General features: G+C 70.6%; 11 protein-coding genes and 1 tRNA gene. 9 read left to right on the forward strand and 3 right to left on the reverse strand.

The window, feature by feature from the left end; translation table 11 throughout:
* Positions 1-1,154, reverse strand: a 1,154-nt coding sequence (locus tag AOK24_RS03085; RefSeq protein ID WP_055718496.1) for a sensor histidine kinase, incomplete at its 3' end; no start/stop codon positions are given.
* A 161-nt stretch (positions 1,155-1,315) separates the two neighbouring features.
* Here AOK24_RS03085 and AOK24_RS03090 point away from each other — a divergent pair.
* The 6 genes from AOK24_RS03090 (at position 1,316) to AOK24_RS03115 (ending at position 6,140) form a co-directional block, all read left to right on the forward strand.
* Positions 1,316-1,387: transfer RNA gene (locus tag AOK24_RS03090), tRNA-Gln, on the forward strand.
* Between the two features lie 122 nt (positions 1,388-1,509).
* On the forward strand, positions 1,510-2,955 hold the full coding sequence (gene glmU / locus AOK24_RS03095; RefSeq protein WP_079056655.1) for a bifunctional UDP-N-acetylglucosamine diphosphorylase/glucosamine-1-phosphate N-acetyltransferase GlmU: 1,446 nt from the start codon (positions 1,510-1,512) through the stop codon (positions 2,953-2,955).
* A gap of 135 nt (positions 2,956-3,090) precedes the next feature.
* Positions 3,091-4,071, forward strand: a complete 981-nt coding sequence (locus AOK24_RS03100; protein WP_055718498.1) for a ribose-phosphate diphosphokinase — start codon at positions 3,091-3,093, stop codon at positions 4,069-4,071.
* Between the two features lie 227 nt (positions 4,072-4,298).
* Positions 4,299-4,886 carry a 50S ribosomal protein L25/general stress protein Ctc gene (locus tag AOK24_RS03105; RefSeq protein WP_055718504.1) on the forward strand — a complete coding sequence of 196 codons (588 nt, stop codon included), beginning with the start codon at positions 4,299-4,301 and terminating at the stop codon, positions 4,884-4,886.
* Between the two features lie 79 nt (positions 4,887-4,965).
* The gene (pth, locus tag AOK24_RS03110; RefSeq protein WP_055718499.1) at positions 4,966-5,565 is read left to right on the forward strand and encodes an aminoacyl-tRNA hydrolase; all 600 of its coding nucleotides are present in this window, start codon (positions 4,966-4,968) and stop codon (positions 5,563-5,565) included.
* Between the two features lie 62 nt (positions 5,566-5,627).
* Complete coding sequence (locus AOK24_RS03115) at positions 5,628-6,140, forward strand: hypothetical protein (protein WP_107103885.1); 513 nt, start codon at positions 5,628-5,630, stop codon at positions 6,138-6,140.
* 149 nt (positions 6,141-6,289) lie between these two features.
* On the opposite strand, the gene ppc is transcribed toward AOK24_RS03115, so the two are convergent.
* The gene (gene ppc, locus AOK24_RS03120; RefSeq protein ID WP_055718500.1) at positions 6,290-9,049 is read right to left on the reverse strand and encodes a phosphoenolpyruvate carboxylase; all 2,760 of its coding nucleotides are present in this window, start codon (positions 9,047-9,049) and stop codon (positions 6,290-6,292) included.
* A 310-nt stretch (positions 9,050-9,359) separates the two neighbouring features.
* On the opposite strand from ppc, the gene AOK24_RS03125 reads away from it, so the two are divergent.
* From AOK24_RS03125 to AOK24_RS03135, 3 genes are read left to right on the forward strand one after another with little or no spacing between them, the layout of a single operon-like run.
* Entirely contained in the window at positions 9,360-10,379 is a 1,020-nt protein-coding gene (locus AOK24_RS03125) for an acyl-CoA desaturase (protein ID WP_055718501.1), read from the forward strand.
* Positions 10,376-11,053 (forward strand): TetR/AcrR family transcriptional regulator, encoded by a 678-nt coding sequence (locus tag AOK24_RS03130; RefSeq protein ID WP_029184017.1) that lies wholly within the window; start codon positions 10,376-10,378, stop codon positions 11,051-11,053. Before AOK24_RS03125 ends, AOK24_RS03130 begins: the two co-directional genes overlap by 4 nt.
* The gene (locus AOK24_RS03135; protein ID WP_055718502.1) at positions 11,050-11,448 is read left to right on the forward strand and encodes a hypothetical protein; all 399 of its coding nucleotides are present in this window, start codon (positions 11,050-11,052) and stop codon (positions 11,446-11,448) included. The genes AOK24_RS03130 and AOK24_RS03135 overlap by 4 nt, the downstream gene beginning before the upstream one ends.
* 28 nt (positions 11,449-11,476) lie before the next feature.
* On the opposite strand, the gene AOK24_RS03140 is transcribed toward AOK24_RS03135, so the two are convergent.
* Entirely contained in the window at positions 11,477-12,259 is a 783-nt protein-coding gene (locus AOK24_RS03140) for a trans-aconitate 2-methyltransferase (RefSeq protein ID WP_055718503.1), read from the reverse strand.
* Between the last annotated feature and the right edge of the window lie 46 nt (positions 12,260-12,305).

Here is a 12,305-nt window from a genome sequence, read left to right on the forward strand (position 1 = left end):
GCCGCCTCCGGAGGCGGCTCGTTCTCGACCTGCATGGCGATCTCCTCGCCGCGATGCGCGAGGCGGACGTACGTCTTCGCGCCGGCCGCGTGCTTGTGCACATTGGTCAGCGCCTCCTGGACCACACGGAACGCGGTCTGCTCGATCACCGCGAGATACCCCCGCGCCTCCCCCTCCACGGACAGGTCCACGACCATCCCGGCGGCGGCGGACTGCCCGACCAGTTCCTCGACGTCCGCGAGGCAGGGCCCGTCCCCGTCCTCGACGGCCCGGGACGCGGCAGCGGCGGCGGCGACCCCGACGGCCGCCAGCGGCAGCTCCCCGCTCGCCGACACCGTCCCGCTCCGCAGCACCCCCAGCATCTCCCGCAGCTCGGTCAGCGCCTGCCGCCCCATGTCCCCCACGAGCGCCGCGTTGCGCACCGCCTTCTCCGGGTCCTTGCGGGCGACGGCCTGCAACGCGGCGGCGTGGACGACCATCAGGCTCACCCGGTGCGCGACGACGTCGTGCATCTCCCGGGCGATCCGCGTCCGCTCCTCCCCGCGCGCCCACTCGGCCCGCTCCTCGGCCCGCTCGGCGAGCAGCTGGAGTTCGCGCTCCAGGCTGTCGGCCCGCTCGCGGAGGGACTCCATGAGCCGCCGCCGGGCCCCGACGTACAGCCCGAGGAGGACGGGCGGCGCGGTCACCCCGAGGGCGGTCCCGATGGAGGCGAAGGGCACGAACCAGTTCCCGGCCAGCAGGTCCCCGGGCGACAGCCCCTGCTTGAGCCGGACGAACGTGACGACGAGCATCCCGACGAACGACATCCCCGCGAGGGACCCGATGATCCGCCGGGGCAGCTCGGTCGCGGAGAGGGTGTACAGCCCGACGATCCCGAGCAGGAACCCCATCTGCGCCGGGGTGATGGCGATGGAGACGAGGACGACGGCGATGGGCCACTTCCGCCGTACGACGAGGACGCTCCCGGCGACCGCCCCGAACACCATCCCCGCCCACACGGGGAGCCCCGCGTCGTGGGCGAACGGCCACCCTTCCAGCGCGCACTCGACGACGGACGCGAGCCCGAGCCCCAGATCGAGCGCGGCGCTGCGCCATCGCCCCCACCACCACGGCCCGGCCCGCCCCGCAGCCGCCTCTTCCCCCGTCCTGGTCATACGTCCACCCTACGGGCGCCCCTACCCGGTTTTCCGGAAACTTTCCACGACAGGGCCCCGGCTCAGCGCACTTGTACCGTCGCACGGAGGCGGTTCGGTACGGCATAGTAGGAAGCGCCACTCGGCAACCCGGGCCCTTTTTCCGGTTCAGCCGTAAATATTCCCCTGTGGTGTAATTGGCAGCACCGTGGCTTTTGGTGCCATTTGTCCGGGTTCGAGTCCTGGCGGGGGAGCAACAGCGGAACAACGACGGGCCCTGACCGGAAGTACGGTCGGGGCCCGCTCCCATGTCGCCCCGGAAACGCCCCGGTATCCTTCGGGTGTCCCCACCCACACAAAGCCGAAGGGCAACCCCGTGAGCGCCATCCGCCCGGCAGCCGTCGTCGTTCTCGCAGCGGGTGAGGGCACCCGTATGAAGTCGGCCACACCGAAGGTCCTGCACGAGTTGTGCGGCCGGACCCTGGTGGGCCATGTGCTCGCCGCGGCAAGGGAGTTGACCCCGGAGAACCTCGTCGCCGTGGTCGGCCACGCGCGCGAGCAGGTGACGGCGCACCTCGCCGAGAGCGACGGCGCCGTCCGCACGGCCGTCCAGGAGCAGCAGAACGGCACCGGTCACGCCGTCCGCATGGCGCTGGAGGAGCTCGGCGGGACCGTCGACGGCACGGTGATCGTCGTCTGCGGCGACACCCCCCTGCTGACCGGTACGACGCTGACGGCGCTCGCCGCCACCCACCACACCGACGGCAACGCGGTCACGGTGCTCACGGCGGAGGTGCCGGACGCGACCGGGTACGGGCGGATCGTGCGGGACGCGGACGGCGCCGTGACGGCGATCGTCGAGCACAAGGACGCCACCGAGGACCAGCGGGCGATCCGGGAGATCAACTCCGGGGTGTTCGCGTTCGACGGGCAGCTGCTGGCGGACGCGCTGAAGAAGGTCCGTACGGACAACAGCCAGGGCGAGGAGTACCTGACGGACGTCCTCGGCATCCTGCGCGAGGCCGGTCACCGCGTCGGCGCCTCGGTCGCGGGCGACCACCGCGAGATCGCCGGCATCAACAACCGCGTCCAGCTCGCGCAGGCCCGCCGCATCCTGAACGACCGTCTCCTCACGCAGGCGATGCTGGACGGCGTCACGGTCGTCGACCCGGCGACGACCTGGGTCGACGTGACGGTGACGTTCGGCCAGGACGCGACCGTCCACCCGGGCACCCAGCTCCAGGGGACCACGCACATCGGCGAAGGCGCCGAGGTCGGCCCGAACACCCGGCTGACCGACACCCGCGTCGGCGCGGGCGCGCGCGTCGACAACACCGTCGCCCTCTCCTCGACGATCGGCGAGAACGCGAACGTCGGCCCGTACGCGTACCTGCGCCCCGGCACCCGGCTGGGCGCGAAGGGCAAGATCGGTACGTACGTCGAGACGAAGAACGCGTCGATCGGCGAGGGCACGAAGGTCCCGCACCTGTCGTACGTCGGCGACGCGACGATCGGTGACTTCAGCAACATCGGCGCCGCGAGCGTGTTCGTGAACTACGACGGCGAGAGCAAGCACCACACGACCGTCGGCTCGCACTGCAAGACGGGTTCGGACAACATGTTTGTGGCACCCGTCACGGTCGGGGACGGCGCGTACACCGCCGCCGGGTCCGTGATCACGAAGGACGTACCGCCCGGTTCGCTGGCCGTGGCCCGTGGCCAGCAGCGGAATATCGAGGGCTGGGTGGCCCGAAAGCGTCCGGGAAGCGCCGCGGCGAAGGCTGCCGAGGCGGCGTCCCGGCAAGGCGAAGGCGAAAGCTGACCGAAAACGGCTGCGCCGAACAGGGCGTACCGTGATAAGTGCACACCCGCACCCACCAGCTGAGACGGCTCCCTCACGCCCAGTTGTGAGGTCACCGGCGTCGCGCGGCTGAGACACCTCTGAGGAGACAGTGCTGTGACCGGGAACAAGACGACCGGCGAGAAGAAGATGATGTTCTTCTCCGGCCGCGCCCACCCCGAGCTTGCCGAGGAGGTCGCCCACCAGCTGGGGGTCGGGGTCGTTCCGACGAAGGCCTTCGACTTCGCGAACGGCGAGATCTACGTCCGCTACGAGGAGTCCGCGCGCGGCGCCGACTGCTTCGTGATCCAGAGCCACACAGCTCCGATCAACCAGTGGATCATGGAGCAGCTGATCATGATCGACGCGCTGAAGCGGGCCTCGGCCCGGTCGATCACCGTGATCGTGCCGTTCTACGGCTACGCCCGCCAGGACAAGAAGCACCGCGGCCGTGAGCCGATCTCGGCCCGCCTGATCGCGGACCTGATGAAGACGGCCGGCGCGGACCGCATCCTCACGGTCGATCTGCACACCGACCAGATCCAGGGCTTCTTCGACGGCCCCGTCGACCACCTCTTCGCGCTGCCGCTCCTCGCGGACTACGTGGGCGAGAAGGTCGACCGGGACAAGCTGACGGTCGTCTCGCCGGACGCGGGGCGCGTACGCGTCGCCGACCGCTGGTGCGACCGGCTCGGGGCGCCGCTCGCGATCGTCCACAAGCGGCGGGACAAGGACGTCGCGAACCAGGTCACCGTCCACGAGGTCGTGGGCGAGGTCAAGGGCCGGGTCTGCGTCCTCGTCGACGACATGATCGACACGGGCGGCACGATCTGCGCCGCGGCGGACGCGCTGTTCGCGCACGGTGCGGAGGACGTCATCGTGACGGCGACGCACGGTGTGCTGTCCGGGCCCGCCGCCGACCGGCTCAAGAACTCCCGGGTGAGCGAGTTCGTGTTCACGAACACGCTGCCCACGCCGGGCGAGCTGGCCGCCGACCTCGACAAGCTGACGGTGCTGTCCATCGCGCCGACCATCGCGAGCGCGGTGCGCGAGGTGTTCGAGGACGGTTCGGTGACGAGCCTCTTCGACGAGCAGTGAGGTTTCTGCAACGGCTTGTGATCGCCGGGTGACCGTCTGACGGTCGTCAGCTGATCGTTTTGGGTACGGCCTCCTTCGCCGAGTAGACTGCGCGAGTTGCTCGGCGAGGGAGGCCGTCCCGCTTGTCGGTGGGATCGGCGGTCCGTTATCGACGCGCTCTTCGTAGCAGGCCGATGTTCGGCCGGGTGACCCCGTCCGTGATCTGCATCTACGAGGAGTTGATCCCCATGTCCGAGGTCAAGCTCGCCGCCGAGACCCGTACCGAGTTCGGCAAGGGCGCCGCCCGCCGGATCCGCCGCAACAACCAGGTCCCCGTCGTCCTCTACGGGCACGGCACCGACCCCCAGCACCTCACCCTCCCGGGCCACGAGCTGCTCCTCGCGCTGCGTACGCCGAACGTCCTGATCTCCCTGGACATCGACGGCAAGACCAACGAGCTGGCCATCCCGAAGGCCGTCCAGCGCGACGCCCTCAAGGGCTTCCTGGAGCACGTCGACCTCCTCCTCGTCAAGCGCGGCGAGAAGGTCACGGTCGAGGTCCCGGTCCACACCGAGGGCGAGCTGGCCGCCGGTGGCAACCTCCTGGAGCACGTCCTCAACGCGCTGCCCGTCGAGGCCGAGGCGACCCACATCCCCACCGAGGTCACCGTCTCCATCGAGGGCCTTGAGGCCGGCGCCGCCGTCCTCGCCAAGGACATCAAGCTCCCCTCCGGCACGACCCTCGCCGTCGACGGCGACGCCGTCGTCCTCCAGGTCCTCGCCGCGCAGGCGGAAGAGGCGTCCGAGGAAGCCGGCGACGAGGCCGCCGAGGCCTGAGCCCTCAGCGGCTAAGCTCCAGCCGCCGTTCCCCTTCTTGGGGGCGGCGGCTTCGGCATGTATCTAGGAGACTTCCCCCATGACCACCCCCACCTCCACCGACCCCTGGCTGATCGTCGGCCTCGGCAACCCCGGTCCCGAGTACGCGATGAACCGGCACAACATCGGGTTCATGGTGGCCGATCTGCTGGCCGAGCGGATGGGGGGCCGCTTCAAGCGGGCCGGCAAGGCGCAGGCGCAGGTCCTCGAAGGCCGCCTGGGCGCGCCCGGACCGGCGAACCGCCGGGCGATCCTGGCCAAGCCGATGTCGTACATGAACCTCTCGGGCGGCCCGGTGAACGCGCTGCGCGACTTCTACAAGGTCCCGCTGTCGAACGTCATCGCCGTCCATGACGAACTGGACATCGACTACGGCACGCTGCGGCTGAAGCTCGGCGGCGGCGACAACGGCCACAACGGCCTCAAGTCGATGACGAAGTCCATGGGCCCCGACTACCACCGCGTCCGCTGCGGAATCGGCCGCCCCCCGGGCCGTATGCAGGTCGCCGACTTCGTCCTCAAGGACTTCTCCGCCACGGAACGCAAGGAACTGGACTGGTTCGTGGACCGCGCGGCGGACGCGGTGGAGGCGCTGGTGACGGAGGGCCTGGAGAGGGCGCAGCAGTCGTACAACTCCTGAGCTACCACGTCAGGGCCACCCTCCTGACCAGCCAACGTTGACGGACCGCGGGGGCATGGCCAATGATCCCCGCCATGCCAGCCTCCCGACGTCGCCGGGCGGCCAGGTCCCGGCGTCCGTCGGCCGCTCTGCGGGCCGGGCGGGTCGCGTCCATGGGGCTGGTCGCTCTTCTCATCCTGATCGCGGGCGTCTGGGCGTCCTGGGGGACGGCGCAGCACGTGATGCTGCCGGGCGGGCGGGAGAAGGGGACCGTCGTGGTGACGCGGTGCGGGGAGGAGTCGTGCACGGGTCCGTTCACGCCGGGGTCAGCGGGGGCGACCGCGCGGAAGACCATGACCATCGCCGAGCCCATCGCCGTCGAGGTCGGCCAGACCTACTCCGTGGTCGTGAAACCCGACTCCGACGAGGCGGTCCGCTCGGGCCCCGCCGGCATCCTGTACGCCTGGGTCCCGCTCGGCGGCGCCCTGCTCCTCGCGTCGGTCATCGTCGCCGGCGGCCTGCGCAAGGCACGGCTCGCGTGGCTGATGGCGGGCTCGGGGGTCGCCCTGGTGACGGCGGCGTTCCTCGCGGTGTGAGCCTCCGGCTCGTACGGGGATGAGGGCGCCCAAAACACACCGCGCCCCGCCCGGCCGACGCCGCAGCGCCTCCGGTTCACCGCCTCCGACGCCCCAAGTACGCCGAAGGGCGCCCCAGTTGCCCGAGGCGCCCTCCAACTCCCGCAAGGTCAGCCGGTGTTGCGCAACCCCGCCGCGACCCCGTTCACCGTGAGCAGCAGGGCCCGCGACAGCACAGGATCCGCCTTCTCCCCCGCCGCAGCCGCGTCCCGCTGGCGCTTCAGCAGGGTCACCTGGAGGTAGGAGATCGGGTCGAGGTAGGCGTCCCGGATGGCGAACGTCTGCTTCAACACGGGCTGTGCGTCGAGGAGTTCACCCTCACCCGTGATCTTCAGGACCTCGGCGACGGTCAGCTCGTGCTCGGCCTTGATGCGGTCGAAGACGTGCTTCAACTCGTCCGGCACGAGCGTGTCGACGTAGTGCGCGGCGATGCGCAGGTCCGTCTTGGCGAGGGTCATCTCGACGTTGGAGATGAAGTTGCGGAAGAAGTGCCACTGTCCGTGCATCTCGTCGAGGACGCCCTCTCCTCCCAATGTCGCGGTGAGCCCCGCCTCGCGCAGCGCCTTGAGCCCGGAGCCGACCCCGTACCACCCGGGGACGATCTGCCGGGACTGGGTCCAGCCGAAGACCCAGGGGATGGCGCGCAGTCCGTCGAGCGAGACGCCCGAGCCGGGGCGGCGGGAGGGCCGCGAGCCCAGGTGCAGGTCGGCGAGCTGGTCGACCGGTGTGGAGGCGAGGAAGTACGTCGGCAGGTCGGGGTCCTCCACCAGCTCCCGGTAGGCGGCGTGCGCGGCGTCGGAGATGACGTCCATCGCCGCGTCCCACCGCGCGAGCGCCTCGTCGGACTGGCGGGGCGCGGTGTGCAGCGCGGAGGCCTGGAGCGTCGCGGCGACGGTCAGTTCCAGGTTCTCCCGGGCCAGCGAGGGGATCAGGTACTTGTCCGAGATCACCTCACCCTGCTCGGTGACCTTGATCTCGCCCTCCAGGGTCCCCCAGGGCTGCGCGAGGATCGCGTCGTGCGAGGGGCCGCCACCCCGGCCGACGGTGCCGCCGCGCCCGTGGAAGAGCCGGAGCCGTACCCCGTACCGGTGGGCTACATCCCTAAGCCGACGCTGGGCCCGGTGGATCTCCCACTGGGACGTCGTAATACCCCCGAACTTGGAGGAGTCGGAGTACCCCAGCATCACTTCCTGCACGTCACCCCGGAGAGCTACGAGCCGCCGGTAGGACGGGTCGGACAGCATCTCCTCAAGGATGGTGTCGGCGGCCTTCAGCTCGTCGGTGGTCTCCAGGAGCGGCACGATGCCGATCTTGGCCCACCCGGCGTGCAGGTCGATGAGCCCCGCCTCGCGGGCGAGGACCGCCGCCGCGAAGACGTCGTCCGCGCCCTGGCACATCGAGATGATGTACGACTCGACGACCTCGGGCCCGAACACCTCCAGCGCCCGCTTGACGGTGAGGAAAACCCCGAGGGTCTTCTCCCCGGCCGCGTCGACGGGAGCCGGCGTACCGGCGAGCGGGCGGCGCGAGCGCAGCTCCTTCGCGAGGAGCTTCGTCCGGTACTCGCGCGGCATGTCCGTGTACCGCCACGACTCCTCGCCGAGCCGGTCGAAGAGCTGGCCGAGCGCGTGGTGGTGGGCGTCGGCGTGCTCGCGGACGTCCATGGTGGCGAGCTGGAGACCGAACGCGGCCAGCGTGCGGATGGTCCGGTTCATGCGGCCGTCGGCGAAGAGCCCGCCCCGGTGCTGGCGCAGGGACTCCTGGATCAGCGTGAGGTCGGCGAGCAGCTCGCTGGTGCCGAGGTAGTCGCGGCCCTCGGCGTGCGGGATGCCCTCGGCGAGGCGCCGCTTGGTGTTCTCCAGCTTCTGCCGGATGCAGGTGGCCTTGAGCCGGTAGGGCTCCTCGGCGTTGAGCCGCTTGTAGCGGGGGCTGATCTCGGGGAGCCGTTCGAGGTCGAGGGCGAGGGAGTCCAGTAGCTCCTGGGTAGCACCCGTGTAGCGGATGGAGTTGGACAGGAACCCGCGCAGTTCGTCGATGGTCTCCAGCGCGTCGTTGATGCCGTGCTCGTGCTGGAGGATGAGGACGTCCCAGGTCACCTGGGGGGTGACGTTCGGGTTGCCGTCGCGGTCGCCGCCGATCCAGGTACCGAAAGTAAGGGGCCGGGTCTCCTCCGGAAGGACTACGCCCACCCGCTCCAGCTCGGCGGTCAGGTCCTCCAGGACGTCACCGACGGCGTTGGCGTGCAGCTCGTCCAGGTAGTAGATCGCGTTGCGGGCTTCATCGGCCGGCTCGGGGCGTACCACCCGCAGTTCATCGGTCTGCCACACGAGGTCGATGTTCTCGGCGAGACGGGTGTCGTAGCGGCGCCGGTCGGACTCGATGACCGGGGTCTCCAGGAGGGCCGCGATGCGCCGGAGCTTGTTGAGGACCGAGCGGCGGGCCGCCTCGGTGGGGTGCGCCGTGAAGACGGGGCGGACGTTCAGGTTCCGTACGCTCTCGCGGACGTGCTCGGGGTCGGCGTCCTTGAGGCGGTCGGCCGTCCGTGCGAGCAGTCCGCCCTCGGCGGCGCGGCGGGCGCGCAGCTCACGGCCGCGGTGGACCTGCTCGGTGACGTTCGCCAGGTGGAAGTACGTGGAGAAGGCGCGCACCAGTTTGGCGGCGGTCTCCAGTTCGATGCCGCGCAGCAGTTCGGCGGCTGCCTCGCCGTCCTCGCGGGTGAGGCGGCGGACCTTCTCGACGAGGTCGAGGAGTTCGGGACCTTCCTGCCGTACGAGGGTCTCGCCCAGGAGGTCGCCCAGCCTGCGGATGTCGGCGCGCAGCTCGGCGGAGGTGGTCTCCTGGGCAACAGTCTGGTCGTCGGCACTGCTCACAGGTGCGGCTCCTTGCAGTGGTGAAGCTCTTCTGGCATCTGGAGGAAACCCGGAGGTCAGGCGGGTACGCGGCTGACTTTCGCATACAGGCCGGACATCCGGGAAGAAATCAGAGCGGACCGCGCTGTCCGACCGAGTCCAAGGATAGGTGTCCGGCGGCACGCGCAGACTGTCGGGCTCTTGCCGCACCGGACCGCGCTGCCATACTTACGACGCCGTAGGTTACGGAAGCGTAGGAAACCGTCCTCGGCTAGGGCCGACAAAACCCTAGGTACCCGATCCACACCCTCGACCCCACAGGGGACGCCCCATGGCCACAAGCTCCGATGTGATCGACGACGCCCCGGAGGCGACGCCCGGCGCACCACTGCCGCCGGGGCAGTCGGCGACGCTGGGCGGGGAACAGAAGCGTTCGCTCGAACAGATCACGCTCCTCCTCTTCATCATCGTCCCGTTCCTCGCGATCCTCGCGGCCGTGCCGCTGGCCTGGGGCTGGGGGGTGAGCTGGCTCGATCTCGGCCTGATGGTGTTCATGTACTTCCTGGGCTGCCACGGCATCACGATCGGCTTCCACCGGTACTTCACGCACGGCTCGTTCAAGGCGAAGCGCCCGCTGCGGATCGCGCTCGCGATCGCCGGGTCGATGGCGGTCGAGGGGCCGCTCGTGCGCTGGGTCGCGGACCACCGCAAGCACCACAAGTTCTCCGACGCCGAGGGCGACCCGCACTCGCCGTGGCGCTTCGGCGAGACGATCCCGGCGCTGCTCAAGGGCCTGTGGTGGGCGCACATCGCATGGATGTTCGACGAGGAGCAGACGCCGCAGGACAAGTACGCGCCGGACCTGATCAAGGACCCGGCGATCCGGCGGATCTCCCGTACGTTCATCGTGTGGGCGTTCATCTCCCTGGCGATCCCGCCGCTGGTCGGGGGCCTGGTGACGATGTCCTGGTGGGGGGCGTTCACCGCGTTCTTCTGGGGTTCCCTGATCCGCGTCGGTCTGCTGCACCACGTGACCTGGTCCATCAACTCGATCTGCCACGCCGTCGGCAAGCGCCCCTTCAAGTCCCGTGACCGCTCCGGGAACGTGTGGTGGCTGGCCGTCCTGTCCTGCGGCGAGTCCTGGCACAACCTGCACCACGCCGACCCGACGTCCGCGCGGCACGGCGTCGAGCGCGGCCAGATCGACTCCTCGGCGCGGCTGATCCGCTGGTTCGAGGCGTTCGGCTGGGCGTACGACGTGCGGTGGCCGTCACGCTCCCGTATCGATTCCCGCCGGAACACCGACGTCGGCCCGTCCCGGCGCCGGAAGGCGGGCGCCGAAGCGGCATGATGGACGCTGTGGCCATCGATCCCAGCAGCACCGCGAGCAATGAGAAGCCCCGGCGCGCCCGCCGTACCCGGATGACCGGGGCGGAGCGCCGGCAGCAGCTCCTGGAGATCGGCCGCACGCTCTTCGCGGCGAAGGGGTTCGAGGCGACCTCGGTGGAGGAGATCGCGGCGAAGGCCGGAGTCTCCAAGCCGGTCGTGTACGAGCACTTCGGCGGCAAGGAGGGCCTGTACGCGGTCGTGGTCGACCGGGAGATGCGGCGGCTGCTGGACATGGTCACGAGTTCCCTCACCGCCGGGCATCCCCGCGAGCTGTGCGAGCAGGCCGCGTTCGCCCTGCTCGACTACATCGAGGAGTACACGGACGGCTTCCGCATCCTCGTCCGCGACTCCCCCATCCCGCAGTCCACCGGCTCCTTCGCCTCCCTGATCTCCGACATCGCGACGCAGGTCGAGGACATCCTGGGGCGCGAGTTCAAGAGCCGGGGCTTCGACCCCAAGCTCGCTCCCCTCTACGCCCAGGCCCTGGTCGGCATGGTCGCGCTCACCGGGCAGTGGTGGCTGGACGTCCGCCGCCCCAAGAAGGCGGAGGTCGCCGCGCACCTGGTGAACATCGCCTGGCACGGCCTGGACGGCATGGAGGCCAAGCCGCACCTGATAGGGCGCCGCAAGTCGTGACCCTGCTCCGCACCCACCCCGTCTTCTCCTGGTCCCTGATCGCCCTGGCCTCCCTGGCCACCCTCGCCACGGGCACGGCGGCGGCCACCCACCTGGGCCTGCTCCACGCCCAGGTCATGCACATCACAGGCTGCGGCCCCCTCCCGAACCTCCCGGGCAACGGCCGCAGCACGATCGAGGCCCACTACGCCTGCGAGGGCACAGTCCCCGGCGCCTTCGTCCACGTCTCGTTCCCCTCCTTCCCCGACACGTCCGCCCTGGTCGCACGCGAACCGTGGGGGAAGTGGGTCCCGGTGACCCACGCCTTCTCGTCCCGCCTGGGCTGGACCCTGGCGACGCTGCTCCCGGCGGGCTTCGTGGCACTGTGCCTGCGGGGGCGACGCCGAGCCCGCTAGCCCCTGTCACCGAAGCGGCCGTGGGGCGTCACGCCTTCGTCGCCACCGCGAACAGGCGGCGGAACGGCAGGACCGTGCCGTACGGGTGTGGCGGGTAGGCCTGCCGGAGGAGGTCGCGGTATTCGGTCACGAAGGCGTCGCGGGCCTCGGGGTCGTCGGCGAGGGCGTCGAGGGCGGGGCGTAGGCCGGTGCCCTTGACCCAGTCGAGGACGGGGTCGTCGCCGGGGAGGACGTGGAGGTACGTGGTCTGCCAGACGTCGGCGGTGCCGCCGAGGCGGGCGAGGTAGGTCTCCGGGGTGTGGACGGAGTTCTCGGGGCGCAGGACGTCGGCGAGGCGGGGCTTCCAGCGGGGCGTGTCCGCCAGGTCCCGCATCAGCGCGTGGAGGGGCGCGTCGATGTTGTCGGGGACCTGGAAGGCGAGCGTGCCGCCGGGGGTGAGCGCGTCGAGCCAGGCGGGGAGGGCGTCGAGGTGGCCGGGGACCCAGTGGAGCGCCGCGTTGGAGATCAGCAGGTCGTACGGCTCGGCGGGGACCCAGGCCGTGAGGTCCGCGTGGGCGAAGTCGAGGTCCGGGGTGGCGTACGCCGCCGCGTCGGCCAGCATCTGCGGGGAGTTGTCGTAGCCGGTGACGCGGGCCGTGGGCCAGCGTTCGGTGAGGAGGCGGGTCATGTTGCCGGGGCCGCAGCCGAGGTCGGCGATGCGGGGGCGGGGCGCGGGGAGGTGGGGGATCCTCGCGAGGAGGTCGGTGAAGGGGCGGGCGCGGTGGTCCGCGTGGCGCAGGTACTGGGCGGGGTCCCAGGAGGGGCTGGTCATGGTTCCACGATGCCCGGCGATCTCTCTCGACGTCAAGAGACTCGAC

This window comes from Streptomyces niveiscabiei, assembly GCF_001419795.1.
Taxonomy (GTDB): Bacteria; Actinomycetota; Actinomycetes; order Streptomycetales; family Streptomycetaceae; genus Streptomyces; species Streptomyces niveiscabiei.